26 protein-coding genes are annotated in these 25,513 nt (G+C 36.8%); 16 read left to right on the top strand and 10 right to left on the bottom strand.

Going from position 1 to position 25,513, the window contains the following annotated elements; genetic code table 11:
- Positions 1-10 precede the first annotated feature (10 nt).
- The gene (locus ABMA76_RS04680) at positions 11-1,102 is read right to left on the bottom strand and encodes a cysteine desulfurase family protein (protein WP_392909469.1); all 1,092 of its coding nucleotides are present in this window, start codon (positions 1,100-1,102) and stop codon (positions 11-13) included.
- Positions 1,103-1,249: 147 nt separating this feature from the next.
- Between ABMA76_RS04680 and ABMA76_RS04675 the strand changes: the two genes are divergently transcribed.
- Positions 1,250-1,735 carry a hypothetical protein gene (locus tag ABMA76_RS04675; protein WP_392909468.1) on the top strand — a complete coding sequence of 162 codons (486 nt, stop codon included), beginning with the start codon at positions 1,250-1,252 and terminating at the stop codon, positions 1,733-1,735.
- Positions 1,736-1,793: 58 nt separating this feature from the next.
- On the top strand, positions 1,794-2,615 hold the full coding sequence (locus tag ABMA76_RS04670; RefSeq protein ID WP_392909466.1) for a phosphatase domain-containing protein: 822 nt from the start codon (positions 1,794-1,796) through the stop codon (positions 2,613-2,615).
- A gap of 20 nt (positions 2,616-2,635) precedes the next feature.
- Here ABMA76_RS04670 and ABMA76_RS04665 read toward each other — a convergent pair whose 3' ends face one another.
- Complete coding sequence (locus ABMA76_RS04665; protein WP_392909464.1) at positions 2,636-4,204, bottom strand: AMP-binding protein; 1,569 nt, start codon at positions 4,202-4,204, stop codon at positions 2,636-2,638.
- A gap of 48 nt (positions 4,205-4,252) precedes the next feature.
- Here ABMA76_RS04665 and ABMA76_RS04660 point away from each other — a divergent pair, with 48 nt between their 5' ends.
- Positions 4,253-6,928, top strand: a complete 2,676-nt coding sequence (locus ABMA76_RS04660) for a PEP/pyruvate-binding domain-containing protein (protein WP_392909463.1) — start codon at positions 4,253-4,255, stop codon at positions 6,926-6,928.
- 27 nt (positions 6,929-6,955) lie between these two features.
- Here ABMA76_RS04660 and ABMA76_RS04655 read toward each other — a convergent pair whose 3' ends face one another.
- Positions 6,956-7,993, bottom strand: coding sequence for a DUF3419 family protein (locus ABMA76_RS04655; protein ID WP_392909461.1), 1,038 nt, complete (start codon positions 7,991-7,993; stop codon positions 6,956-6,958).
- A 63-nt stretch (positions 7,994-8,056) separates the two neighbouring features.
- Between ABMA76_RS04655 and ABMA76_RS04650 the strand changes: the two genes are divergently transcribed.
- From ABMA76_RS04650 to ABMA76_RS04620, 7 genes are all read left to right on the top strand, one after another.
- On the top strand, positions 8,057-8,992 hold the full coding sequence (locus ABMA76_RS04650) for a hypothetical protein (protein ID WP_392909459.1): 936 nt from the start codon (positions 8,057-8,059) through the stop codon (positions 8,990-8,992).
- Positions 8,982-9,896: a hypothetical protein gene (locus ABMA76_RS04645; RefSeq protein ID WP_392909457.1), complete on the top strand. Its 915-nt coding sequence runs from the start codon at positions 8,982-8,984 to the stop codon at positions 9,894-9,896. Before ABMA76_RS04650 ends, ABMA76_RS04645 begins: the two co-directional genes overlap by 11 nt.
- 18 nt (positions 9,897-9,914) lie before the next feature.
- Positions 9,915-10,682, top strand: a complete 768-nt coding sequence (locus ABMA76_RS04640) for a hypothetical protein (protein WP_393061014.1) — start codon at positions 9,915-9,917, stop codon at positions 10,680-10,682.
- A gap of 159 nt (positions 10,683-10,841) precedes the next feature.
- Positions 10,842-13,187, top strand: a complete 2,346-nt coding sequence (locus ABMA76_RS04635) for a phosphotransferase (protein WP_392909454.1) — start codon at positions 10,842-10,844, stop codon at positions 13,185-13,187.
- On the top strand, positions 13,180-14,796 hold the full coding sequence (locus ABMA76_RS04630; protein ID WP_392909452.1) for an AMP-binding protein: 1,617 nt from the start codon (positions 13,180-13,182) through the stop codon (positions 14,794-14,796). The genes ABMA76_RS04635 and ABMA76_RS04630 overlap by 8 nt, the downstream gene beginning before the upstream one ends.
- A gap of 13 nt (positions 14,797-14,809) precedes the next feature.
- Positions 14,810-15,067, top strand: a complete 258-nt coding sequence (locus tag ABMA76_RS04625; RefSeq protein ID WP_392909451.1) for an acyl carrier protein — start codon at positions 14,810-14,812, stop codon at positions 15,065-15,067.
- Positions 15,068-15,078: 11 nt separating this feature from the next.
- A complete protein-coding gene (locus ABMA76_RS04620; protein ID WP_392909449.1) occupies positions 15,079-16,092 on the top strand; it encodes a diiron oxygenase in 1,014 nt (337 codons plus the stop codon).
- A 34-nt stretch (positions 16,093-16,126) separates the two neighbouring features.
- Here ABMA76_RS04620 and ABMA76_RS04615 read toward each other — a convergent pair whose 3' ends face one another.
- Positions 16,127-16,492 carry a response regulator gene (locus ABMA76_RS04615; RefSeq protein WP_392909447.1) on the bottom strand — a complete coding sequence of 122 codons (366 nt, stop codon included), beginning with the start codon at positions 16,490-16,492 and terminating at the stop codon, positions 16,127-16,129.
- Entirely contained in the window at positions 16,464-17,777 is a 1,314-nt protein-coding gene (locus tag ABMA76_RS04610) for a CFI-box-CTERM domain-containing protein (RefSeq protein ID WP_392909445.1), read from the bottom strand. Before ABMA76_RS04610 ends, ABMA76_RS04615 begins: the two co-directional genes overlap by 29 nt.
- 105 nt (positions 17,778-17,882) lie before the next feature.
- Here ABMA76_RS04610 and ABMA76_RS04605 point away from each other — a divergent pair, with 105 nt between their 5' ends.
- From ABMA76_RS04605 to rpsD, 3 genes are all read left to right on the top strand, one after another.
- Positions 17,883-18,392, top strand: a complete 510-nt coding sequence (locus ABMA76_RS04605) for a rhodanese-like domain-containing protein (protein ID WP_392909444.1) — start codon at positions 17,883-17,885, stop codon at positions 18,390-18,392.
- Entirely contained in the window at positions 18,389-19,249 is an 861-nt protein-coding gene (locus ABMA76_RS04600) for an aminotransferase class IV (RefSeq protein ID WP_392909442.1), read from the top strand. The genes ABMA76_RS04605 and ABMA76_RS04600 overlap by 4 nt, the downstream gene beginning before the upstream one ends.
- A 183-nt stretch (positions 19,250-19,432) precedes the next feature.
- The gene (gene rpsD / locus ABMA76_RS04595) at positions 19,433-20,065 is read left to right on the top strand and encodes a 30S ribosomal protein S4 (protein WP_392909440.1); all 633 of its coding nucleotides are present in this window, start codon (positions 19,433-19,435) and stop codon (positions 20,063-20,065) included.
- A gap of 251 nt (positions 20,066-20,316) precedes the next feature.
- On the opposite strand, the gene ABMA76_RS04590 is transcribed toward rpsD, so the two are convergent.
- Positions 20,317-20,871 (bottom strand): hypothetical protein, encoded by a 555-nt coding sequence (locus ABMA76_RS04590; RefSeq protein ID WP_393061012.1) that lies wholly within the window; start codon positions 20,869-20,871, stop codon positions 20,317-20,319.
- Positions 20,872-20,874: 3 nt separating this feature from the next.
- Complete coding sequence (locus tag ABMA76_RS04585) at positions 20,875-21,177, bottom strand: hypothetical protein (protein ID WP_392860029.1); 303 nt, start codon at positions 21,175-21,177, stop codon at positions 20,875-20,877.
- Between the two features lie 69 nt (positions 21,178-21,246).
- Here ABMA76_RS04585 and ABMA76_RS04580 point away from each other — a divergent pair, with 69 nt between their 5' ends.
- Together ABMA76_RS04580 and ABMA76_RS04575 are read left to right on the top strand one after the other, a co-directional pair.
- On the top strand, positions 21,247-21,591 hold the full coding sequence (locus ABMA76_RS04580; protein ID WP_392909437.1) for a hypothetical protein: 345 nt from the start codon (positions 21,247-21,249) through the stop codon (positions 21,589-21,591).
- Positions 21,591-22,004 carry an NINE protein gene (locus ABMA76_RS04575; RefSeq protein WP_392909435.1) on the top strand — a complete coding sequence of 138 codons (414 nt, stop codon included), beginning with the start codon at positions 21,591-21,593 and terminating at the stop codon, positions 22,002-22,004. The genes ABMA76_RS04580 and ABMA76_RS04575 overlap by 1 nt, the downstream gene beginning before the upstream one ends.
- A gap of 49 nt (positions 22,005-22,053) precedes the next feature.
- On the opposite strand, the gene ABMA76_RS04570 is transcribed toward ABMA76_RS04575, so the two are convergent.
- Positions 22,054-22,623 carry a hypothetical protein gene (locus tag ABMA76_RS04570; RefSeq protein WP_392909433.1) on the bottom strand — a complete coding sequence of 190 codons (570 nt, stop codon included), beginning with the start codon at positions 22,621-22,623 and terminating at the stop codon, positions 22,054-22,056.
- A 223-nt stretch (positions 22,624-22,846) separates the two neighbouring features.
- Here ABMA76_RS04570 and ABMA76_RS04565 point away from each other — a divergent pair, with 223 nt between their 5' ends.
- Positions 22,847-23,068, top strand: a complete 222-nt coding sequence (locus ABMA76_RS04565) for a hypothetical protein (RefSeq protein WP_392909431.1) — start codon at positions 22,847-22,849, stop codon at positions 23,066-23,068.
- Here ABMA76_RS04565 and dtd read toward each other — a convergent pair whose 3' ends face one another.
- Both dtd and ABMA76_RS04555 read right to left on the bottom strand, forming a co-directional pair.
- The gene (gene dtd, locus ABMA76_RS04560) at positions 23,069-23,503 is read right to left on the bottom strand and encodes a D-aminoacyl-tRNA deacylase (RefSeq protein ID WP_392909429.1); all 435 of its coding nucleotides are present in this window, start codon (positions 23,501-23,503) and stop codon (positions 23,069-23,071) included.
- On the bottom strand, positions 23,503-25,434 hold the full coding sequence (locus ABMA76_RS04555) for a hypothetical protein (RefSeq protein ID WP_392909427.1): 1,932 nt from the start codon (positions 25,432-25,434) through the stop codon (positions 23,503-23,505). The genes dtd and ABMA76_RS04555 overlap by 1 nt, the downstream gene beginning before the upstream one ends.
- Between the last annotated feature and the right edge of the window lie 79 nt (positions 25,435-25,513).

Genomic DNA, 25,513 nt, shown 5'->3' with positions numbered 1-25,513 from the left:
TTTCTTATTCCTATTTAATTAAAAAACCAATTTCTTCGATTACTTCACTAAAGCCCTTTAACATACCTTGAACTTCTTCTTGTGTTGTAGACTTTCCGATTGAGATTCTCAAAATATTCTTATGAAATTTCTCATCAATCCCAAGGCCCGCAAAAAGTGGGTTTAATCCCTTAATCTTTGATGAGCAAGCAGTTGATGATGAGATCATGATTCCCTTTGTTTCAAGGTGCCTCATAATAATATCACTAGCAATCCCTTCAAAGAGAACACATAGAATAAATGGCGAAGTATTTTGATCCTCAAACGGATAACTAATATTCTTATGCAGACCACTTAGCTCAGCTTTAATTTTTTCTTTTAGTATCTTTGCTTTCTCAAATGAATCATCTAAGTCAGAGAAAGCTAGTTCACAAGCTTTTGCCAGTGCGAGTACAAGTGACGTTGAAGGAGTTGAGGCCCTAAGACCTTTTTCATGAGCACCACCTCTAAGATAGCGCTTAAGAAAATGCACCTTACTTTCTTTGAAAATAAGACCACCAATACCTCTTGGCCCTCCCATTTTATGAGCACCGAAAGTGACAAAGTCAATTTCAGAATCTTTAAGAGTAAAAGGAACCTTTCCAAAACCCTGAGTTGCGTCTACATGAACGAGACACTTTCTATTCTTGGCCTTTACAGCTTGTGCGATTTTTTCAATTTCAAAATATTGTCCAGACTGAGAGTTTACAAGACTGATACAAACAAGTTGTGTTTCACTTGTTACTGCATTGACTATTTCTTCAATACTTTTGAAGCCTTCTCCATTATCAATGACCTTGGTAACAGAAGGATGGTCTCCACTGAGGAAGATAATCCCCTCCTCAATTGAGCGAATAATTTGATTATTTGCTTCTGTTGCAGAGGAAGTGAAAATCAGGCCATAATTCTTGGCCTGGATGAGTTTTAAAATATTAGCTCTGGCATCCTCAATCTTCTTAGCACATTCCTTTCCTGCCAAATGCTTCGCAGCAGGATTGGAATAATCCAATTCGAAGCTTTTCGATAAAACTTCAATAACTTCAGGATAGAGCTTAGTAGAGGCCGCGTGATCAAAATAGTACATAAATTGCCTTATACCATGTTTTAAACAGTAAGTACCTTAAATAACGATATTTTTAGACACTGTCCATATGATACACACTCCAAGTTATTGAAAGCTCGTATTATAGTGCCCTATTTCTTGGCACTTTTCTTGCTCTTTAAAATACATATGAAACTGAGATACTTTATCCTTATATTATTCGGAGTCTACTGGCTTTCAAATTCGGTCCACGCTGCTGGACTAAAGGCCGACGACTACCTCTTTCGCTCTCAAGTAAAGATAGAGGAATTCAATAATTTCTCAAAAAAAGGACTTGGCCATCTTGCGGCCAGAAGCTTAAATGAATCAAAAGACTACCTAGCGAGATTAGGAGAAATTAGTCACGAACTCTCCCAAGAACAGCTTAATCTTATGAAAGAGCTCCAAAACGAGGTCACTCAAAAGCTGAAAATTGAAGCCGAAACAATTAGTACCTGTGATTATCGTAATATTGAGCACTATAAAGAGGTCGAAAAACTCAAAGAGCTCAAAGTTAAGGGTAGTATCCTAACTTTCAGATCACACAAGAATCTCTATCTTCTAAAGGCGCAAGAAGTCCAAAAATGCCAACAATTCAGCACTTGGATGGATAATTTTAACGAAATCTCTGTATAATGTTCATACTAACGCGATACACAGTGAAATCTATGAATTCATTCCATATGATTTCTTTATGAAAACAAGAAACATCAAATCAGTAATCCTAGTACTTACGTTTAACCTTTTAGCATCAGCAACTCTAGCCTTTACTCAGGATAGTGGAAAAACGATTCTAATCTCTGATATCGACGACACTATTAAGGTCGGCCATATCAGATCAAAAATTGATGCTGTTTCAAATGCCTACCGCACAAATAATATCTTCCTTGGTATGGCCGATCTTTACCGCATTATAAAGAATCGCCTCAATGCAGATGTATTCTATCTGACAAACGCTCCAGAAGAAGTGATGGCATGGTCACACACAGAATTACTTAAGAATGGAAACTTTCCAGAAGGGAGTCTTGAGATTAGACCGATTAAAGTTTCAAGTAAGATCTTTAAGGCCCAAAGACTTGAAGAGCTAATCTCAGAGCACAGGCCAGATACAGTTATCCTTGTTGGTGACAATGGTGAGCACGATAATTCTTTCTACAATGGTATTAAACAAACTTACCCAGGAATTAAGTTTCACACTTTTATTCGAGCAGCATACAACTTTGATGAATCTAATAAGCTTTATAAAGGACAAGCAAGTTTTGTTACACCATTTGAAATTGCAGATACCCTCTATCAAAGAAAAGTATTAGAAAGATCAGACTCAAAAGATCTTCAAGACCTACATTTAAAAAATTATATGGAAGAGTATTTATTAAGAGATAAAGGGCAGCTTTATACTCCACACTGGCAAAGATGCTACGGACATAAAGTGAATAGCTGGTCAAACCTATTCTCTACTCTACCAAAAGAGCTAACAAAGAAAATTTCGATTCTTTGTCGAAATTACGAAAACTAGAATACATAATCCAGCACATATTATTTGTGCTGGATACCTTCTCTTATGGCATTGCGATCAACGCGAGAAAAGTGCCTCGAATCAACTGGAACTCTTCCAAACTCAATAATTGCATTTGCTAAATTCCAATCGTTTAAAATTTCACTAATATGATCCTTAATTTTTACTTCGCCTTCGATAAGGCATTTAATCTTATTTCCAACTTGCACAAGAGCAGCTCGTTCAACGCCATCGATTCGTGCTAATTCATTTTCATAATGAAATGTAGGAACAAGCTTTCCATCAATCCTTAAGCAATCCTTTAATCTTCCTAAGAGATAAATCTGGCCACCACTCATATAACCAACATCGCCAGTTAAATGCCATAACCTTCCCTGCTCATCCCACTTCTTTGTGGCCTTATTGGCCGGATGATTATCGATATACTCCTTAATCACATGGGGACCACTTAAACAAATTTCACCCCAGATAAGCCCTTCTTGAAAGTCAAAACTATTAGCAACCTCATTAATTTTAACTTCTAAGACTTCAATGACATGACCTAGCTTAAGTCCTGTTTTTTTATTTGAGATATATTCATCAATTGGCACAAAACTAATTGGTTCGACTTCCGTTGATCCGTAGATAATATGTATTTCGATACCGTCACTTACCTTTTCAAATTCTTCTTTTACAAAGTTTGCATGCTTCGTTGAAATTTCAGCACCACCAATAATGATACTTCTCAGACTTGGAATCTTAATTTCATTTGCAGCAAGGTAGTTTGCAAGACGTTTAATGATCATAGGATTAGCACTGAAACGCGTGACCTTATACTTATTCATTTGTTCAATTACTTTTGAAACATCAAACTCAGACAATTTTCGATAGTCGATATCTGGAAAAATTGTCGTTATTCCAAGTCCCAAATTTTGAAGAACAAGAGTTGGGAAAAATGGCATATCAACTTCATCTTCTCGATGTAACCAAAAGTATTCTGAAACGATCTTCTGCGCTAAAAAGATGTCAAGACTTCTATTTGCAGCCTTTGGCCTGCCAGTTGAGCCAGTTGTAAAAGAGATAAGCGTTTGAGCATCTTGCTCAATCGGTGTTTGCGAAAAATTAAGATTATCTTCAGCTTTAATATTTGTTAAAGATTTGGCAAAGAAACAGTCTTGATCGTACGTAAAACGCTTCATTTTCCAAAGAGCAGGAATTAAAGGAGTCCACTTTAAAAGCTCTTTAACAGAGATGATTCCCTGAGCATTTGCATCCCCTATGGCCTGCTTAAGCTTCTCCTTAGGCATAGTCGAGTCTATCGAGACGACAACCGCTCCCATGTAAAATAAGGCAACCATAATCTGATATAGCTCAAGACGAAGTGGAATAAGAACAATGACTCGATCTCCCTTCTTAATTCCAGCATCAGATAAAGTCTTTATCCACGCCCCAACTTGAGACATAAATTCACCATAAGTCTGGTCTTTATCTTGGTATATTAAGCATCGCTTTTCTAAATTATTTCTAAAATGAGAATCGAGGTAATGGCAGCCGTTTATTGGCCCACCGATATAACCCAGTTCTTGCCTTATATCTTCAATATTTTTCATATGATAATATTAAATGAAAATAATATAATTTGTAATATTAGGTAGTAAATGTATCTATTAAGTAAATTTGATTCTCTTCTTACAACAAAAACACAAGTTGGTGGCAAGGCCTATAATCTTGCAAAGCTTGAAAAATGTCGTGTTAATACACCTGATTGGTTTTGTATTACTAGTGATTACTTTCAAACATTAGTTGACCAAAATGAAGTATTAAAACAACTTATCATTCAATACACGCAACTTGAATTTATTGACGACTTAAAAGAACTTATTGCAAAGATTCATACAGAGATTAATAAGTGTGAAATATCAATTATTGATGAAGTAATGGAAAGAATTAATCCTGAAATTCATTATGCTATTAGAAGTTCTGCTGCAGATGAAGATGGTAGTCACTTCTCTTTTGCAGGACAGCTCGAATCATTTCTCTATGTCCAAGGAAAAGAAAGAATAGAGGCTGCCATAAGAAATTGCTTTAAGAGTAACTTTTCTCTAACGGCCCTTACATATCGATTTAAGAATCAAATTCATCAATCAACACCTAAAATGGCCGTCATCATACAAGAAATGATTGATCCAGAAAAATCAGGTGTTCTCTTTACGGCCAACCCAATTAATGGGTACAGAGACGAAATGCTCATTTCAGCAAATTATGGCCAAGGTGAAGGTGTCGTTAGTGGCGAGTGTAACACTGACGAGTACACAATCGATGACCGCGGTATTATTAAAGATGAAATTAGAGAAAAAGATTTTAAAATAATTGCTGATTATGAAAATAAGACAACCAAGAAAGTTGAAGTCGTAGGAAGTGATATTAACTCAAGTGTCTTAACTCACGCTGAGATTATCGAGTTAAATAAGATCGCACTTGATATTCTTGCACTAAAGAAGAAACCACAAGATATTGAGTTTTGCTTTAAAAATGGAAAAATCTATATTGTCCAAACAAGGGATATCACTTCTCTTCCTATGGATAAGCGAGAAGAGTTTGCCAATGTCTTTGATAATTCAAATATTCAGGAGTCATTCAATGGCGTCACAACTCCCCTAACTTTCTCCTATGCCTCTAAGATGTATTACAAGGTCTATCACCAACTACTAGGATTAACAGGACTAAGTGAAGAAGAATTAAAGAAGCACGAAAAAAGACATAAGAATATGATTGCACTTATCGAAGGGCGTGTTTTCTACAATATTCAGTCTTGGTACAAAGGGCTTCTGTTACTTCCATCTTTTAAACAATCAAAAGGTGATATGGAAAAGATGATGGGGATAACAGATCCTGTCGAATTCATTGAAGATAAGAATCTTCCATTTTGTGAGAGGCTTAAGATGCTTCCTGGTTTAATTAAAACCTTTGGAAGTCTGCTGTGGTATTTTTCTAAAATTGATAAAGTTGTTGCAGACTTTATGTCTGGCTTTTATGAAGTATATGAAGATATTGATTTTTCTAAACTTAACAGACTTAATCTCACACAACTCTATGACCTAACTGAAGAGCTTGATCAAAAAATCACAAGTAAGTGGCATGCCCCGCTTATAAATGATTTCTATGTCATGATGATGAATGGAAAGATGTATCGCTGGATGGAGAAGCTTGCGGTTGAAAATTCCGATATCACGCTTGGAAACTTATTGTCTGGAGAACACGATATAGCCAGTACCCAGCCAACAAAAGAACTTCTAAAGATTAGTGATGAAATTAAGAAGTGTGATCAAGACTTTCAGGATCAATTCTTAAAATTAGAAAACTCAAAAGTCATGGACTTCTTCTATATCAACAATAAGGCCATCTTTGATCTATGTCAGAAGTATATTCAAGACTATGGTGACCGCACTATTGGGGAACTTAAATTAGAGAGTTTATCTCTGCGTGAAAACCCCGACTTTCTTATTAATATTCTAAAGAACTACGTTATTAAAGAAAGTCTAAGTTATGATAACTTTATTGCAAATGAGCTTGAACTTAGAGAATCTGAAGAAGCTAAAATAGCTCCAATCATTAAAAAGAAGCTTTCTTCTTTTGCTAGAAAACGTTTTTATAAAGACCTTGAAAAACTCAGAAAGGCAATTCGCTACCGAGAAAATACAAGGCTACTACGAACTAAGTCTTTTGGAATTTCACGCCAAATTTACCGTGAGATGGGAAATCAGCTAGCAAGCTTTAACTTAATCAATTTACCTGAAGATATCTTCTTTCTAACCCTTAGTGAGATCGAAGAGTTGAAAGATGGGCGTATTGTGCAGACAAGTCTAAAAGAGCTCATTAGCTTAAGAAAGTCTGAGTATGAATCATATGAAGATGAAGAGCCTGGTCATCATTTTAAGACTTTTGGCTTTGTTCATGCGGGAAATAAGTTTATCTATGAAGGTAATACAAATCTCGATCACGATGGTGCACTTAAGGGTATTGGATGCTATCCTGGACATATCACAGGAGAAGTCGCCCTACTCTTTAAACCAGATGATGGAATCGATGTTAATGATAAAATTCTTTGTACGGTAAGAACTGACCCAGGCTGGGCCCCTTTATTCCCATCAATTAAGGGACTTCTCGTAGAAAAAGGATCGACACTATCACACTCTGCGGTTATCGCACGAGAGCTTAAAATACCAACAATTGTCGGTGTTCCAGGAATTACAAAAATTGTTGAAAATGGGCAAGAGATTGAGATGGACTGTGAAAAAGGTCTAATTAACTTACTTCAAGATAATCAAGAATAACAAAAGGCCTCATAATGAGGCCTTTTTCTATGAGATTCTTTTATAAAATTTAATATCATAAACCCCAACTTTCTCCTTCTTAATAAGATCAGAGAAGTCAGCTGTTATATCTTCAAAGCCGTCTAAGTTTGGTGAATGAACACGTAAGTAATAGCGAACACAAATCACACCACCAATAGAAATTGAAGCTTTGGCCTTTTGTATGAAGTCTCGACCTAGCTCATTATTAAAGTAACTAGGAACATCAGAATAAGAAAAGTAATCAAATTGATGCTTTCCACTGGCAAGCTCTGCAACAACATCACCAATATGATAATTGACTTGAGTTGTTTCAATACACCTTTTTAGCTCAGAAAACTTTCGACATCGCAGTGGCGTATTTGTCAAAGTAACTTCTCCAAAAAAGCATAGACTTAAGAAGAAATTATCTTTGATAAGGTTATTCTTAAATAGACGAGCAAAGCGACTTCGATAGAACTTCACATAACTCTCGGGGATATTCTTTCTGATAAAGTCCCCTCGATATAAGAGAGAATTCATTAGAGCTTTATTCCCAACAATCGACAGAACAACAGTCCACTTCACTTTAAAGCTTACTGTATCCATAATATTGAGCTGCTCTTGAACAGTTTTACAGTTTTTAAGGGCATCAATAATTCGATGACCAAGGATCTTACGACAAAGCTTTGAGAAAGTAATAAACGTCTTCTCCCATGAGCCAGCAAGGGCCGCAATTTCATTGGCATCAAAGTATTCACTAAGTCCAACATTTGCACCAATAGTCTTTAAGATTCCAGAATCATCATGATACGCTCTTAAAAACTCAACTTCATCAAGGGCAAGGATCGCCTTCTCATATGCCCTGGCCCACTCAATTTGGAGTCCAGAAACATCAAAGAGGTCTAGTCTTGAATCAACATTTGTCACGAGATATAAGCCTCTCGGTCCGGCACCACAAATAGAACCAATATTTTTTGAAGAAAGTTTTCTACAAACTTTTGACTCCATTTCAATATCTTCATTTGCAAGTGAGTAATTTAATTTGTCAGTAAAATATTTTGCCATGTCACAATTATAGTTGTTTTCATTATATAATGGTACAAAGAAATTAAATTCAGATGAGGATGTATGAGCAAAGATATAAGTCATATTAAAATGGAAGATTCATTTATTAAGAGATATTTAGCATGGTCAAGCGAGCGCTTTCCAATGGCCAATGTCATCTCTGGCCTAATTACTTTCTTTGTCATGAGTCGTTTGGCCCTCTTCTTACAAGATAAAGCACTAGACTTCACACCACTAGATATCCTAGGGGCCATTGCCGTTGTAGGCCACTACTTTGTTCTAAGAGTATTTGATGAACATAAAGACTTTAAAGTTGACTGTATTAATCACCCAGAGCGTGCTCTTCAAAGAGGCCTAATTAAACTTTGGCACCTCGATATTATTGCGGCCATTTTTACTATTATTGGACTAACTTATTCATTCTTAATCTCAAATAACTATCTTACTCTTATTTGTTATGGAGCCGTTTACCTATGGTCAGTTCTAATGGCCAAGGAGTTCTTTATTGGCCCTTGGCTAGAAAAACGCTTAACTCTCTACTCAATTAGCCACATGTTAGTTTCTCCTCTTATTATTATTTGGATCATGTCGGCAAAATGGCAAGTTCCAACATTTGAATTCTACGTTTATCTAATTCTTGCCATGTCATTTGCTTCGGGCTTCTCATATGAATTCACAAGAAAGACGAGAGGGCCAGAAGAAGAAACTGAAACACTTGATTCATATACAAAAATTTATGGAGCTGGAGGTAGTGTTCTAATCATCACATTAATGAATATGGTAACTCTAGGATGCTTCCTTTACCTTATTCCGCTAATGCCAAACCTGCGTTCAATTTTAGCAGCAATGGGAATTGCAGGCTTTGCAGCTGCACAATCAACTCTTTTTAAATATCTTAAAAAACCGAGTCTAGAAGGACGTAAGAAGAACGAAAAGTCATTTGGACTCTTTGCTCTCCTACTTTATATCGCTCTAATTGTAGGTGTTTATGCAAATTAACTTAGACCTACTTACACAGGATCAAAAACAAGAGTTTCTTCTTTTTAAAGATAACGAAGCAATCTCAAGTATTGAACAATTTGTCGATGGTGAAGCTTGCGCAATCTTCTTTCTTATCGATAAAGAAGCCTACTTTGGTTTTTGTTCTGGAAGTTTATCAGATAGCTTTATAAAAGCGGCAAAAGCATATCGTGCTACACATGGTATCGACAAAATAGTCGGTCCCCTGAATTTTTCAACTTATAATAGCTATCGCCTTAAACAAAACGAAGACCTTCCCCATCACTTAATGGAGCCACCATATGACAAAAGTCTATATGACTTATTAAGTGCTAACGGTGAAGTCTTTGAGAGTTATGTAACTTATGAGATTAATGACTTTGATAAGCTCTTGAAGTGGTCTAAACAATTTGATGAAATCGATGACTCACCAATGACTCAGAATTATGAGCTCAAAGTGATTGATGGCCAATTTTGGCTAGATAATCTTGAACGATTCTATCAAAGTGCTGATCAAGTCTTTGGAGAAAATATCGCCTACTCCCCAATTTCATTTGAAACATTCAAGCTAAAGTATGGACCTCAGGCAGCTGCTCTTATTTGCCCTCACACATCGCGTGCTCTAATTTCAAAAGAGGATAACTCGATTGTTGGTATCATCCTAAACTTTGTGGACCCCACATCAACAGACAAAAAGAAGTTGTTGATTAAAACTATGGGAGTTCACCCAGATCATCGTCATATGGGCCTAAGCTTCATTTACCTTCTAAAGGAGATCATCCCTCAGGTTCGATCTCAATATGAGCAGGCATATCTATGCTTAATGCGAGACGGAAACCTTCCTTCACTATTTGCGAAAGATATTTCTCAGAAGACTCGCTACTATCACTTATTCATGCTCTAACATATGATAAGAATATTAATGCAAAACCAACTCTTCATTAAATCAATATTCTTTTTATTAATATGGATTATTTTAGTTGTATTTGATGCTCTATTTTACGTATTCAAAATATCTATTATAACCAACATTAGTCATTTGAGTATTGGCTATATTACGGCCTATATTATCTATTTATATCGATATAAAAAAACAAAGAATTTAGTAAATATAAACAATGACCTTAATCCTCAAGATGAATTTAATGAAATAATAGGAAATTGTGGCTTTGTTCGGTTCTTTAATCATATACAAGATAGCTACCTTCTCATTTTTATTTTGACTCTATTTTTTTTCGGGCCATTCAATTCAGAGAACCAAGGAGAACCAGGGCTAATAAAGCTGTCGCAATCGGCTGTTCTCTTTATATTCATGTCTTTCTCTAGTATGTTTTTTGGTGAATTTAAAACTTCAATGAAAGATCTAAATATAAGACCTAATATCTTAAAAAGTAAAATTAATACATTTATAATTTCATTTTTTAGCATTTTAGTAATTTTCGTAGTTCCAATATTCTATCTCTCAAAATCAAATCATTCATCACCAAATACCATTCAAGACGTTATCCTAGAATCATTTAATAATTATTCAATACAGATTGCATTTTCACCTATATTAATTGATGCATTCCTATTCGATAGGGATATAACTATAATAAAAAAAGAATGGGTCTATAGAGTCTCTATAGCTATCGCAGTTATTTCAGCCTTTTTTATTGCATATGAAATAATAAATAATTACAACAATTAAATTTTACACATCAAATAAGATAAGACTTTTAACACATCATTCAATATCAGCCTAAGTTACTGATATTAAATGGCTTAATAAGCCGTCTACACAGTAGACGGCCATAGTACATTTTTCAATCAAGCGCTCTCGTTCATCTTTATAAGCTATATTTGAACAATGAAGATCAATGAAACACACACAAATTTAGCTTCTGACCAGGAAGCAAAAGTCGTAAAGCAGAAGCTTTCGGCCCCATCTCGTTTTGACTACTCTGAGGCAGCAAGACTAAATCGTATTGCAATTTTAGAGGCCCAGTGCGGAGAAAGCCTCGACTCAATTCAAACGACTGACTTAGATGGCCTAAGTCTCAAGGGAAATATCGAGTCTTATACTGGAAGCATTTCGATTCCAATGGGAATTTGTGGGCCATTAAAAATAAATGAAAAAGGCGAAAAAGAAGATCTTTATATCCCTATTGCAACATCTGAAGGTGCACTAGTCTCTTCTATCACTCGCGGCGCACTTGCTGTGTCCTTATGTGGTGGATTTAAGGCCAAGGTACTAAGAAAGCGCATGTACCGCGCTCCTGTTTTTACATTTGATGATATTGACCATGCTGATGAATTTATCTCATGGTTAGAAGATAATTTCGATACAATTAAAAGTATTACTAAGAAGTACTCAAATTTTGCTGATCTTAAAAAGATTAAGCCAGTTCTTATAGGCCGTAACGTTCACGCTAAATTTATCTATGAGTGCGCTGATGCCTCTGGCCAAAATATGACGACGGTTTGTACTTGGCAATCATGCCTTTGGATCAAAGAAGAACTTCTTACTTCAAAAATTAATCTCGTAGAATTTTTCCTTGAAGGAAATGGATCAAGTGATAAGAAAGTTTCAGTTGGATCTGCCATGCAGACACGCGGAACTTATGTAACTGCAGAATGTGTGATCTCTGAAAAAGTTTTAAAGCGTATCTTAAAGACTACGAGTACTGATCTTATCAATTTATACCTAAGATCTCTTCCTATCACTCGTTTAGAAGGAATGACTGGCTATAACGTCAACGTTGCCAATGCTGTTGCTGCCATTTTTGCTTCAACTGGACAGGATCTCGCCTGTATTCATGAATCTTCAACTGCCGTTTTAAATTTTGAAAAACATGAAAAAGGTTTATACGTAAGCTTAACACTACCTTCACTTGTTATTGGAACTGTTGGTGGTGGAACAGGTCTAGGTCACTATAAGGACTGCCTGAAGTCGATTGGTTGTTCAGGTGCCGGAAAGGTCGAAAGATTTGCTAAAATTATAGCAGGCGCTGCCCTATCATTAGAGCTTTCGACGATGTCGGCCATCTGTGGTGGACAATTTGCTTATGCTCACGACAAGCTAGGAAGAAATAATCCGAAAGATCAACTTAAGACAAAAGATATCACAAAAGAATTTATCAATGAAAATTTCACTGATCAGTCGACTCTTGTTCAAGAAAGTGAATCGATTGAACATGATCATAAGATCAATATTGAAAATGGGATTATCACAGAAGCGACTTCGCGAGTAGTTAACAAGTCACTTGGTTTTACTTCATTAGAAATAAACAAAGAAGAAAAAATCATCCTTAAATCAAAGCCTCTTGATACTGATGTGATTGCAGGCTTTGCAGCTATCGCAGGTTTTGCCGATAGTGATATCAGAAGAAAATTTATCAAAACAATTCATAATAATGAATTTACGAAATGTCATGTAAGAGAAATTGAAGCATACCGTATGGTTTCAAAAGATTTCTCTCGCTATATGCCAGAGCTTCACGGTACGTATGTGAATGCTCAGAAAGAAGCTTACCTTCTTCTTCTTGAGAACTTAAATTTCTCAAAAATTGAGTTAATGAATACGCAAGGAAGTTTAGAGCTATGGATTAGCTCAACTCGTGAATTAATCTATGATGCCATCTCTAAAGTTCACAAGAGTTTTGCAAATTCACAAGAAGTAGCAGAGTCATCCCTTAATCTTGGGAAGATTAATATTGATAAGGATTTAACGAAATCGATTATCACTTATATTCGCGCACAAAATTACATTAGTGCAAAGACCGAAGCGAAATTGGAAGAAGTTCTAAACAGCGTTGAACAATGGGCAAAGATCATTAACAAGGGCCCTAAAACACTAACTCACAATGACTTTAACCCAAGAAATATTTGTTTCAAGAATGGACGTCCATGCTTTTATGACTGGGAATTATCACGTTTTAATTCTCCATACAGAGACTTAGTTGAGTTCATGAGTTTCACAACGCCAAGTGGAGAGATCGAAAGTGATATCGAATATTACTTCGCTAAGGATGGACTAGAACTAACGAAAGAAGAGAAATTAGAAAATATGCTTTCATGTGCAAATGAGTATCTACTTAATCGTGTCCTATTCTACTATGTAGGTCATAGTGTAAATGAGTATGAATTCATGCCACATATCTTTAATAAAACACTTGAGATCATTGCTTACTTAGAAGGTCAATTGAATGCGTAACCTAATTGACAAGCTACTTTCAAATAAAGATCTAGAGAAGAAGGTTCTCTTCTTTTACAAGAACTTTAAGCTTGTTAGCTCTCTTTCTATCGATGAGCTTATGGAGAAGGCCCGTGCAATTGCTTCAAAAATTAAAGCAAATGAAATCACTGGTAGTAATATAATCCTTTCTTTTGAAAATGAAGAAAGCTTTGTAACATACTTCTTTGGTATTATTCTTTCAGGAAATGTACCAGTACCAATGGCATCAAACGCCTTAATGCTAAAAGAAGATTATCAAGAATTACTATTCCAATTCGCCTCAGCAGCACAAACAAAGTATATCGCAGCAAAGAACTCTCCAGAGGGCTTTACAAATATAGTAAAATTTAACGACGTTGCAATGGCAACACAATTTGCAAATCCAGAAAGTAATGAAACTTGTTTTATTCAATTTTCTTCTGGTTCAACTTCGGCCCCTAAGGGTGTTGTTATCAGTCATAGTAACCTACTTGCAAATAATGACCAGATTAATCAAGGCATCAAGCTAAGTGATTCTGACTCCATTTGTACTTGGCTTCCACTTCATCATGATATGGGACTAATAGGAAGTCTTCTAACTGCCCTGTTAAAGAATTTAGAATGTCATATTATTCGCACTCAAGATTACGTGATAGCACCTCACAAATGGCTTCACTTAGTATCTGAAACGAAGTGCAGTGCTCTTTGTATTCCAAATTCGGCCTACTATGTTTGTGCGACAAAAATTCCAGAAAAAAAATTAGAAGGACTCGATCTTTCACATATTCGCTTCGCTCAATGTGGCGCGGAACCTATCAAGGCAAATGTATTAAAAGCCTTTAGTAAACGTTTTGAAAAATACGGCTTCAGTGCAAATGCTATTATGCCTGTTTATGGACTAGCGGAGGCAACTCTTGCTGTAACATTTCATGACGTTGGAACTAAGTTTGAAACTCTAACGCTTAAGAACGAAGAGTTTATTTCATGTGGAAAGGTCCTTTCTCCTACTCAGCTAGAGATTAGAAATCAAGGCCAAGGAGTTGGAGAAATCTACATAAAAGGCCCATCTATTTCAACTCATTACTTTGGAAGAGAGTCACATCTTGAAGATGGTTGGCTTAATACAGGAGACCTAGGGTTCCTCGATAAAGAAGGTAAGCTCTACGTAACAGGAAGAAGCAAAGACCTGTTGATTTGTAACGGAGTGAATATCTTTGCCAATGACCTTGAATTTATGGCCGCCAAAGTTCCAGCGGTAAAGCTTGGGCGCATGGTTGCTTTCTCTATCCAAACGGATAAGAGCGAGCGACCTCACCTGATCATTGAGCTCAATGAGAAGTCAAAAGAGGCCAGAAATAGAGTAAAAAGAGACGTCGCTAACGCACTTAAGTCAAAGATAGCCCTCTCAGAAAACAATATCTCGATCGTGCCAGAATTGACTCTTAAGAAAACGACAAGTGGGAAGGTAAAACGCCAAAATGCCCAAAAAAGATACATGACCGGAGAAATTACAAGAATCGAGAAAAATTATCGATTTAATCTTATAGTATCTCGATACATAAAAAATAAATTTAAGTTCAATTTCTTAATCAAAGAGAAATTGGGATAACTTGGATACCACTATGAATGAGAAAATTTTAAAATATTTAAATGAAGCAATAGCTGAAGTCAGTGATGAAAAAGAAATTACACTGACTCTTGAGACAAGCTTTATCACGTTAGGCCTTGACTCATATGATGCCATGTCATTTATCGGACGCCTAAAAGAAGATTTCGAAGAACTACCTGTCACAATCTTCTTACAATGCCAAACGACTCAAGATTTAATTAATTACTTAGAAAAAAATCATAACGAAGAACTAAAGCAAGTACTTTCATAATTGGAGCTAAGATGGAATCGAGACTTATTAGCAAATTAGAAAAACTTAATAAACAATCTGTCGAGCGCGCCTTCACTGTTGATGCACTTGATTGGTCTAAACCAATTGATAAGAAGCTTAAGTGGACACCAGATGAAATGGTGACCATCTCTTACCTACCAAGTTATGACTTACTTACAGAGGCCCAAAAACTTAGATTCAACCAATTAATTGGACTTTCAATTTGTGAGCAATTTATTTGGTTTGAAAACGTTCTTCTAAATCCGGCCCTTAAAAGCTGTAAAAGAATTTATAAGCTAAACCCTCAAATGACTGAGGCCATTGATCACTTTATGGAAGAAGAAGATAAGCACGGCGAAATCTTTCTAAGAATGCTTATGAAGGCCGAGCCTGAAAATTATTCGAAAGAGAACCCTCTACGTATATTTAAGCTTAGTCCTGTGCAGAACTTCATCATGAAAGTTGTCACAAAATTTCCAAATATCTTCTTATGGTGGATTTGGATTGCCCTATTCTTTGAAGAGAGAACATTAGATATCTCTAAGAAATATAACAAGGCCCTTAAGGCCGGTGACGTCGATTGGAACTTTTGGCAATGCCACTACTATCATATGCTTGATGAAGTGAGACACCAACAAATTGATGAGTGTTTTCTTGCGGCCTTTTACGATAAGGCCAACCCAATCCTTAGAAAAATCAATGCCAGCGTCTTTGTGAAGTTTATTTCATCATACTTTGGACCTAAGAGACTTGCTGCAAGAATCCTAGAACTAATGCAAGAAGAGTTCAGTGATCTTTCACAGGAAACAGTTAATCAATTAAAAAGCGAATTTGAATCACTTCGTACGAATGTTGAATTCCAACGAAGTGCCTTTTCGAGACAGGGGCTTGGCCGTACGTATGAGCTACTGGCCAAATATAATGAAATGGATGGTTTTTGGGATCTGCTACTTGAAGAAAGTAAGGAAGATCATCTGGGGAAAAACCGATACGTACGAGGTACGCATTCGACAATCCTAAACTAGCCAAATTAAAAAGGGACTCAATACGGTCCCTTTTTTATTGTAGATCTTTTTTTAAACTTGTCAGTAGCTCATCTAGATCAAAGGGCTTGTAAAAGAAACGAGTGACCCCTTCCTTCATTGCCTCCTTCAGAGAAATATCTGCTTGTCCTGAAACAAAGTAAAATACTTTCTCCTTCTGGCTGTCATTACTATTTGTGCAATCAAGAACAACCTTCCCATTTCCATCTGGCATCTTATAGTCAGAAATAATGGCATCAAAAGTTTGGCCACTATTGATTAGCTTAACAGCACTATTTCCAGAATTTGCGCACTCCGTCTCATAGCCTTCAAACTGAAGCTCCTCGGCCAGTAACTCTAGAATATCTGGTTCGTCATCGACGATTAAAACTTTGTAAGGCATAGATAAATTCTCTTCTAAACGTTAAAAACGTAATTATAGTCATGAATCCTAATATAAATAGGATATTTTGTAAAATAAAATACATTGAGAAGCTATATCTCTTAATCATTGAGGCCAAGGACTCGTTATTTAAGATTGTTTCCACAAAAAATGGCGCAGTGCTGTAGTAAAGTTTTACAAACGCAGCACCAAGAGCTGTCTTCATCAGATACTCATCTCTAATAACGCGAAAGTATTCTAAGACGTAGTGATTTCTTTGAAAGCCAGCAGTTACAAGATAACACTGGTTTTCCGAAAGCAGCTTCTCAATTGGCTGAGGCTGATAATCTGCCGTTTGTACATCCAGATCCGCACTACTTGTACTACCTGGCCCAATAAAGCCAAAGTGATCAAGATACGCGATAGCAGAGCTATAAGTTGCGTTATTAGTGAGATTTGTCACCTTAACATTACCTTCATTTGATTGATCTTCAATAATTCGAATATCATCAACGGTCCTAGTGACAAGTCCCCCTCCATTTTTAACATAGAGGGCGATGCGAGAAATATAAGTACCATTCCCACCATGATCACCAAAATAATCAAGAACTGCAGTCTCATCTCCTGCATAAGTCCCTGTGATATTTAAGCTTGCACGTGTTCTGATATCAGTGACAGCGGCACTAATAACGAGTTTAAAGTAAATCGCTCTACCTACAGTATCAGGAATCTCCACTTCTTCGTTAGAGCTATAGTCTGTGTCTTTAGGCATATAGAAAAGAACCAGCTCGATGCTGTCTTTAATTGAAGCAATTGAATCTGTGATTCCGGCGCAGTTTAATTCACTTGTTGAGCAGATATCAAGAAAGCTTACAAATGGTGCCTCAACTTGTGAGCTTGGGATTTCAGTAACAATACGATAAACCGGATTTGAGTTATCGTTGTCTTTTAACGCGACATAAAGCTCTTCATTTGTATAAGCTAGAGAGTCAACGTCTCGTAGAAAGAGCCCTCCTACATCAGACGTTTCATCGGCCAAGTTAGGAGATGTACCACTTGAGTCAGCAAGATAATAAGCAAAATCTTGTACACCTGTACCAAGACTAAGAGGTACATAGAGAGTGATAGCTGCTTCTGCTGTTGAGCCATCTCCACCTAAATTATAAAAAAGCTCATTTAAGTTTTCACCTGTTGAATTTCTGAGGTAAAAAACAGGCTCTTCAGTGTCATCTAATCCGAGACTCGCACCGTAAGCACTTGTGATTGTAAGGTAAAGAAAAATGAAGATTTTAAATAATTTCTGCATAGTAAAATTATGGGTTAAGTTTTATTCATGGTCAAATAATTAAAGATTTGGCATGATAAGTTGAAATAGTTAAGTAGTTTAAATGACAAAGGTTTGGATCAAATTATGAAATATATTGTACTCTCAATACTTCTACTAAGTTCATGTATTGGAACGGATGGAATTAAGGATCAGAGAAAAGTTATTGGCAGTATGGCCCAGGCCCTTTCCAAGAAGTACCCAAGTGTTGAGAATGTGGACTGCGACTACCTAAAGAGACGCCTTCGACTTAAGGATAACCGCCTTGTTGTCGTCGATGCACGAAATACTTATCAATTTGAGGTCTCTCATATTGAGAGAGCTATTCCTTTGTCAAAGCTTCACGAAGTCTACCCACAGCTTCAAGGTAAGGAAGTCGTTGTCTACTCTACGATTGGAACGCGTTCAACTAAAGCTATTCTCGGGCTTTCTAAAACTAATCCAAATACAAAATTTACGAATCTATTTGGCGGAATACTTGATTGGCTACAATGTGGTCAGAAGATTTATCTAATGGGTAAAGAGACAAAAGAGATTCGTTTTGAAAATGATGCTTGGAATATTATCCCAGAAGGATACAAAGCAATTTTACCATGAAAGTAATAAGTATTAATGGCCAGATTTTAGATCACGAAGCTGATGCAAAAATCTCAGTACTTGATCGTGGCTTTCTCTATGGTGATTCTGTTTACGAAGTAACGGAGGTTAGAGATGGAAAGATTGGTTTTTTAAAAGAACATCTTGAACGTCTACAAAACTCTGCTTTAAAGATGCACATGCACCTACAGTTAAGTTTCAAAGAGTATGAAAGACGCATTATAGAAGTTGCAACAAAGCTTCATGAAGCTGGCCACGACAGGTGCTATATTCGTTTAGTCGTCACACGTGGAGAAGGTGAAATTACACTCGACCCACAAGCGGCCAGCAATCAAAATGTTATCATTATCGGCAAAGAGCTTCCGGAAAATCCAAGAACTTGGTATGATGACGGCGTTGAAGTCATTATTGCTTCAACTCTTAGAAATCCAGTAAAGTCCATGGATCCAAATATTAAGTCAGGAAATTATCTAAATAATATCCTCGCCTATAATGAGGCCAAGGAAGCAGGATACTTTGATGCCATCATGCTCAATCAAGACGGCAACGTTACGGAGTGCACGACAAGTAATATCTGGATTGTAAAAGACGGCATTTTTAAAACTCCACCTATCGCAGCAGGACTTCTTAAAGGCATCACGAGGGAAAATGTTATTCGCATTCTTGGAGAGCAAGGCATGCCATTTGAAGAAGTAAACTTCACAGGAAGCGAGTTAAAAGAAGCGGACGAATGCTTTCTAACATCATCAACAAAATATCTTGTACCAATCGTAAAAGTTGACGATACAACAATCGGAAACGGGAAGCCTGGAAGCAAAACCCTTCAAGTACTTGATATCTTTAAGTCAGAACGATGAAACTTCTATAATATCTAATATTTACATCCTTTCCCATTGACAACAGTGGCCATTGTTCGCTATAAAGCTTCAGTTACATCCGAAATTATTAAGTAAGATTGACGGGCCTAAGGCACTAGCCTTTGAGATGTGATGTAACTTTTCCTTGTCCCTAAGATCTTTTTTATTCAAAAGGAGCCAACAATGGCAAAGAGTACTACAGCGAGATCACGCTTTAAAATCCAAAGAGCACTAGGTATTGAACTTCCAGGTCTTGGAAAAGCTGGTGCATTAGCACGTCGTCCATACGGACCAGGTGTACACGGTAACAAAAGAAAGAAAATTTCTGACTATGCCGTACGTCTTAAAGAAAAACAAAAACTAGTATTCCACTACGGTCTAAGAGAAAAGCAACTTGTTACTTACGTTAAGCAAGCTAAGAAGAACACTGCTGGTAAACCATGGATGGAAGTACTTCTATCTAACCTTGAGTCAAGACTGAACAACGTAGTTTTCAGACTTGGATTTGCACCATCAATGATGGCAGCTTCTCAAATGGTTTCTCACGGACAAATCCTAGTTAACGGAAAGAAAGTTGACCGTTCATCTTTCATCGTTAGCCAAGGTGATGTTATCTCTCTAACTGAGAAAGGTTATAACAACCAACTTTACAAGCAAACTCAAGAAACTCCACGTTTCGCAGCAGTTCCAGCTTGTTACAATGTTGAAGGTACAGATAAGAAGAAAGCAACTATGGTTGCAGCTCCTCTTGAATCAGATGTACCATTTGAATTCAACTCTCAGCTAGTTATTGAGTACTACTGGAAAGTTAAGTAAGCACTCGCGGCATTGGTTGCCCAAAGGCAACCTATTGGACGCGATGCTAGCTCCCCTCGAAGAGGGCAAATTATCTATTCAACAAGCCGGGTTCAAGCCCGGCTTTGTTGTATCTGGAGCTATGGGAAAGCCCAAGCGACAGAATAAAAAAAGCTCCTTATTAAGGAGCTTTTTTATTCTTAGCCTTTTATTCTTAGCCTTTTATTCTTAGCCTTTTATTCTTAACCTTTTATTCTTAGCCTTTCCTATTTCTACTTTGATCTTATTTGCGTCGAACTTAGTTCTTGAAAATCATGAGGCCTTAGATAAATCACCTCAAGCTTTGGATTAAATTCTTTAATCTTTGCTTCCACTTCTCTATACTCATCCATTTTCTCATCACGAGGGACAACATAGATTTTTGTCAGAAGCTGGCAAACCTTTTCAACCTCAAACCATTTAAGAAATGAGCCGAAGGTATCATCACCCATTAACCAATTCAACTCAGGGTATCTCACCTCTTGTAGCCACTCATATGTAGGTCTTCTTAGCTTCTGTGCCCAAAAGCCTGTATAAATAGGAAAACGGGCCCCTGTTGCCTCTTTAATCTTTAAGTACTCACCGTATGGGTCTTCCTGTTCATTAGACTTCCAGGGACTGTAGTCTAGGACGATAATAATATTGTTTTCATATTCACTGCACTGATTAAGGCACTCGAGATGGCCATCATGAAATGGATGAAAGCTTCCACCAAATAAAGTGACTGATGACTTTGTCTCAGAAGAATAGAGCTCTACTCTACTAGCGATCTCTTCTAATTTACTCATTCGCTAGAAATCTTTGCTTTGTAGAGTCTTTCGTCCATCTTGTTTAGCGCGTTCTGCTGCAGAGTCACACTTTACACGGACGATATCAGAAAGAATCTCCATCACATTGGCCGATGTATTAAGGTTATGCTTATCCTTAATATATTTCTTAAGTTTTGAGGCCACAATTAAGATATCTTTATCTGTAAGATTAAGAGTTTTTTTATCACTTGATACTAGAATGCGACGAGGCTCTTTCCTCTCTTTCGAGTTATTTTCTTCGCTCACGTTTTCTCCATTTGAGTTCTTTAAATAATCAACTTTCACATATATCTCCAAGTCTAGTATAATAATAGTGTAACTTAAATTTAAATCTAATAAACCAACGAGCAAAATATGAAGTTCTCTTGCGAATTTAACGATATTGAGTATTTTTTCACTACAGAAATTGGTCCAGACACCAATGATAAATACCATTTATTTCTGTCTGACCCAAAACTTACCAAGTACCAAAATGATGAAATGAAATTTCATACATTGACGATAAATGCTAAGTACCAAGGTGCCGAGCTTAATTACTTCATCACAGGAGTACCACTATCTCTCGATGAAAACGAGCAGATGGAAGAGTTAGAAGATTTTTTCGAGGCCAAGGAGATCTTTGAAAAAGTAGAAGATGCATTTGAGCTTTTACTAAGTGACAGAGAGGCACCTCCATGGGGACTAAAGGAGTATAAGTAATGAATCAACAAGGTATTCTCCCAAATAACTCTCATAGTAAAGTTATGGGCTACCTACTGTGGCTATTTGGCTTTATGGGTGCACACCGCTTCTATTATGGAAAACCAATTTCAGGTACAATTTGGATGCTCACACTAGGCCTGCTAGGGATTGGCTGGCTAATTGATCTTTTTCTTATACCTGCAATGGATGAAGAATGCGATAATCGCTACTATGAAGGTGTTCTTGATTATAATATTGCTTGGATTCTTCTAACTTTCTTAGGAGTCTTTGGCTTTCACAAATTCTATCAAGGAAAGATTGTGATGGGGATTCTCTACCTTCTAACAGGTGGCTTCTTCCTCTTTGGTGTTCTTTATGACTTCTGGACACTCAATGAACAAATTGATGATATCAACAAAGGTATTGCATAAAAAAGGCCCTCACTTAGAGGGCCTTTTCATTCATTTAAATTTGGATTAATTAGAAACCACAGCGTCCTTGATAAAGGTATACGCGATCGTAATCTCTAGAAGTTGCGTCAAAAGTCGAGTAAGTTTGACCTGCATCTGCAACATCAATTTTGAAAACCTTAGAGATGATATCATCACGGTATTCTACAAAACGACGTCCTGGATAGCGACGATAAACTGTCGTACACTGACCTCTTCTTCTGCTACAGATAACTTCTGGAATTGTGATTTCACAGAACTCATCACGGTGACGAATTGGTCCACGTTCAATATCTGTTGAAATCGTTCCATGTAGATCATAGTTAAGAGTAGTATCGGCCTTATCAAGCGTGAACTCTCCATTTCTTGGTAGCTTAAATTTTTCATCAAATTTAACTGTTAACTTCTCACCAGCAACATTAATCTTAAGCTTTCGTTTTCCAATAAACTTTAGCTTTGCATTGTAGTCACCTTTAACAAGTGAAATACTATCGTCTTTTGACTTAAGCTCCACTGCTGAATCAACAGAAAGTGTTCCTTTAAATTCAGTTTTACAACCAACTAATAGCCCTAGTAATAAGGCAAATGTAAAAAATCTCATATCCCCTCCATATGACGAAAAATAAAACAAATTGTATTTAAAACACAAAAATTAGATTGTCCATACTTGCATAAGTGTCATGAAATTTATACTTATTTCGAAACTAAACAAAAAACTGATAAAGAACATGTTTTCTATTTCACATTTGTAGTAAGTTAAAACTGGACAATTTTCTAAAATTGTTTAATATTGACGCAATATCGACTACTTAAACGGAGACCCCATGGAAAACACTAAAGTTTACAAGACGTCTATTGTTCCTAAAGGTGAAATGCTAGAGCCAGTTAGAGATACAGCATATGTTGCATCTTCTATAACACTTGAAGTTCTTCACGTAATGACTTTCTTTGTGATCTTTGCCTTCATCTTTGCTGGAATTTGGAAAGCAGCTGTTAGAATGGAAAAAAGAGAAAAAGAAGGATCTAAGTCTAAAGTTACAGCTTAATTAAAATTCAATATGAAAAGTTACTGGCCCGTCGTTATGAATTTCGACGGCCATGCTTTCTCCAAAGACTCCCTTTTCTACAGGGACAGTGCTTTGTAGTATCTCAACGAATTCACTAAACATCTTATTCGCAACTTCTGGTTTTGCACTTCCATCAAAGCTTGGGCGATTCCCCTTTTTACCATTCCATGAAAGTGTAAATTGTGAAACAGCGAGGATCCTTCCTTCGATATCAACAACAGAACGATTCATACGTCCTTGCTCGTCTGCAAAGATTCTTAAGGCCAAGATCTTCTCTGCTGCTTTCTTGAGTGTTTGCTGACTGTCTTCATGTTCAATACAAACTAGCAAATGAAGTCCTCTCTCAATCTGAGCAACGACTTCATTATTAACTTTTACATTGGAACTTGAGACTCGTTGGACAACTATTTTCATTAACTTTGCTTATACTCTTCAATTTGTTTCAATTCATATTGTTTTTTTAAATTCTTAATCTTCTCTTCATAGCTTGAAACAAGTTGATCTCTAAGTCTTTGAGAGTCGCTCATTTGTCTCTCTAGCTTCTTTTGAGCGAGATTAAGCTTTCTTCTCATATCTGTGTTGTGATCCGCTGTCATCTTCTGTTTTTCAAGGTTATGATTATGAGTCATGCGTGATGATTTTACTTCATTCTCTCTCTTTACCATTTTCAATCGAGTATTAAAGTCGTCGCGAAGCGCTTGAAATTTCTTTTCATACTGATCCTTGATATGGACGATATTTTCTTTCATTTCAGTTCTTTGCATTCGAGACTGCTCTTGAAAGAACTCACTTTCAGATTGCTGCTTTCTCTTAGAAGAAGTTCTTAGCATATAGAGCTTTTCTTCTGCATCAGCGATAGATTTCTTCAACTGCTCTTCTTGTAATTGAAACTTACCTTCATAAGAAGCTTGAATGTCAGAAATCTTCTTATCCATCTCTTGACGATGCGACTTAAGAGTCTCCGCATACATCTCATGGTTGCGAGTATTAATCTCTTCTTTTTCTGCTCTAAAAGAGTCTTGGAGAGACTTCACTGTTTCAAGATTTTTTTCTTCTGTACGAATCAAATTATCTCTAAAGTGGTCTCTTTGATTATCCATTAGCTCACGAAATTGATTTTCTTTCTGAACAACATTATCTTCAGCAACTTTCTTTTCATGAGTGATATTTCTATTGTATTGAGACTTTTTTATTTCGTGCTGGCGTTGAGAACGAGCTTGAATAGCATCAGCATTTGCTCTTGTTTCATTCTTAAACTCGGCCATGCGGGCCTGTTGTTCACGAGACTGATCCTTAACTCTTTTTGTCACAGCATTATCTTTTTCAACAAGCTTATCTTCAAAGTCTTTAATGATCTCAGAGTTAAGCTGCTTTAGGCGATCGATCTTTTGTTGAAATTTATCTTCAACACCTCTTTGCTCCATTTGATTCATCGACTGAGAGCTTTTAAAGCGCGCGATATCAAGGTCGTGATCACCTTTGATATCTTCTCTCTTACTGATCTGATCTCTCAATAAATCAGAAACCTCTTTCTCATGACTAAGCCTTTGATCTTGTAACGACTTTTGAGTCTTCATATGAAGCTCACGGGCCAATTGATCGACCCCTGCCTGCTTCTCATTTACTTGACGTAGATAAGACTGATTTGCTTCTTCAAGGGCATTCTTTTTTGAAGCGACTAGAAAGTCCTCACGCCTCTTACCTTCATCAACAACCTTTCTAAGGCTCTTATCCGCAGCATTTTTGAGGTCACGATTCTCAAGTGAAAATTGTGACTTAAGCTCATTTAACTGCTCACGATTTCTTCTCACTTGTGCTTTTTCGCGGGCGGCGAAGTCGGCATTTAATTTCTGATTTGATTCTGTCGTGTGCTCACTTAGCTGCTTGATTGTATCCTGAAAGCGGTCTTGATTTAGATCGATGCGCTCCTGTGATCTCTTATTTTGTGATTCGAGGTTAGTCTGATAAGTCGTATCTCTTTGTTCAATTGTATCAGCATAGGCCTGCTTTAGGTTGGCAAGCTTCTCATCGAATTTCGATTTTTGTTCAGTTGAAGTTTTATGGAAGTCTTCTCTAATCTGATCATTCTTTTCACGAAAGAATTCTTTTGACTTGGTCATTGCAAGCTTGGCCTTCTTTGCGGCCTCATCAAGCTTTTCCTGATTATCTGCAATAAGCGCCTGTTGCTTCTTGGCGTGCTCATGTTTGATATTATCAACCTTATGAGCATTCTTATCTTGAATATTTTGTAAATTAGACTGGTAGCCTTCACGAATGTGATTGAGCTGCTTACGCTGCTCTTGATTCATTTGAGTAATTTTCTTTGAGTAATCTTCGACTTTCATAAATTTACACTACCGCCCGTCCCTAAAATTATACCTTCTTTATAGTCTCTCGTTCACTAGGCAAAGAGTATCATGCCTA

The organism is Halobacteriovorax sp. ZH5_bin.2, assembly GCF_043196375.1.
Lineage (GTDB): Bacteria > Bdellovibrionota > Bacteriovoracia > Bacteriovoracales > Bacteriovoracaceae > Halobacteriovorax_A.
This window is presented reverse-complemented; position numbering and strand designations above follow the sequence as displayed.

Bases quoted from the DNA above. Each gene is read 5' to 3' on its own strand.
- ABMA76_RS04620 (WP_392909449.1), top strand. From the start codon at position 15,079: ATGGAATCGAGACTTATTAGCAAATTAGAAAAACTTAATAAACAATCT.
- ABMA76_RS04635 (WP_392909454.1), top strand. From the start codon at position 10,842: ATGAAGATCAATGAAACACACACAAATTTAGCTTCTGACCAGGAAGCA.
- dtd (WP_392909429.1), bottom strand. From the start codon at position 23,503: ATGAAAATAGTTGTCCAACGAGTCTCAAGTTCCAATGTAAAAGTTAAT.
- ABMA76_RS04675 (WP_392909468.1), top strand. From the start codon at position 1,250: ATGAAACTGAGATACTTTATCCTTATATTATTCGGAGTCTACTGGCTT.
- ABMA76_RS04625 (WP_392909451.1), top strand. From the start codon at position 14,810: ATGAATGAGAAAATTTTAAAATATTTAAATGAAGCAATAGCTGAAGTC.
- ABMA76_RS04665 (WP_392909464.1), bottom strand. From the start codon at position 4,204: ATGAAAAATATTGAAGATATAAGGCAAGAACTGGGTTATATCGGTGGG.
- ABMA76_RS04590 (WP_393061012.1), bottom strand. From the start codon at position 20,871: ATGAGTAAATTAGAAGAGATCGCTAGTAGAGTAGAGCTCTATTCTTCT.
- rpsD (WP_392909440.1), top strand. From the start codon at position 19,433: ATGGCAAAGAGTACTACAGCGAGATCACGCTTTAAAATCCAAAGAGCA.
- ABMA76_RS04570 (WP_392909433.1), bottom strand. From the start codon at position 22,623: ATGAGATTTTTTACATTTGCCTTATTACTAGGGCTATTAGTTGGTTGT.
- ABMA76_RS04640 (WP_393061014.1), top strand. From the start codon at position 9,915: ATGCAAAACCAACTCTTCATTAAATCAATATTCTTTTTATTAATATGG.
- ABMA76_RS04565 (WP_392909431.1), top strand. From the start codon at position 22,847: ATGGAAAACACTAAAGTTTACAAGACGTCTATTGTTCCTAAAGGTGAA.
- ABMA76_RS04575 (WP_392909435.1), top strand. From the start codon at position 21,591: ATGAATCAACAAGGTATTCTCCCAAATAACTCTCATAGTAAAGTTATG.
- ABMA76_RS04580 (WP_392909437.1), top strand. From the start codon at position 21,247: ATGAAGTTCTCTTGCGAATTTAACGATATTGAGTATTTTTTCACTACA.
- ABMA76_RS04650 (WP_392909459.1), top strand. From the start codon at position 8,057: ATGAGCAAAGATATAAGTCATATTAAAATGGAAGATTCATTTATTAAG.
- ABMA76_RS04605 (WP_392909444.1), top strand. From the start codon at position 17,883: ATGAAATATATTGTACTCTCAATACTTCTACTAAGTTCATGTATTGGA.
- ABMA76_RS04655 (WP_392909461.1), bottom strand. From the start codon at position 7,993: ATGGCAAAATATTTTACTGACAAATTAAATTACTCACTTGCAAATGAA.
- ABMA76_RS04555 (WP_392909427.1), bottom strand. From the start codon at position 25,434: ATGAAAGTCGAAGATTACTCAAAGAAAATTACTCAAATGAATCAAGAG.
- ABMA76_RS04630 (WP_392909452.1), top strand. From the start codon at position 13,180: ATGCGTAACCTAATTGACAAGCTACTTTCAAATAAAGATCTAGAGAAG.
- ABMA76_RS04645 (WP_392909457.1), top strand. From the start codon at position 8,982: ATGCAAATTAACTTAGACCTACTTACACAGGATCAAAAACAAGAGTTT.
- ABMA76_RS04600 (WP_392909442.1), top strand. From the start codon at position 18,389: ATGAAAGTAATAAGTATTAATGGCCAGATTTTAGATCACGAAGCTGAT.
- ABMA76_RS04670 (WP_392909466.1), top strand. From the start codon at position 1,794: ATGAAAACAAGAAACATCAAATCAGTAATCCTAGTACTTACGTTTAAC.
- ABMA76_RS04660 (WP_392909463.1), top strand. From the start codon at position 4,253: ATGTATCTATTAAGTAAATTTGATTCTCTTCTTACAACAAAAACACAA.
- ABMA76_RS04610 (WP_392909445.1), bottom strand. From the start codon at position 17,777: ATGCAGAAATTATTTAAAATCTTCATTTTTCTTTACCTTACAATCACA.
- ABMA76_RS04615 (WP_392909447.1), bottom strand. From the start codon at position 16,492: ATGCCTTACAAAGTTTTAATCGTCGATGACGAACCAGATATTCTAGAG.
- ABMA76_RS04680 (WP_392909469.1), bottom strand. From the start codon at position 1,102: ATGTACTATTTTGATCACGCGGCCTCTACTAAGCTCTATCCTGAAGTT.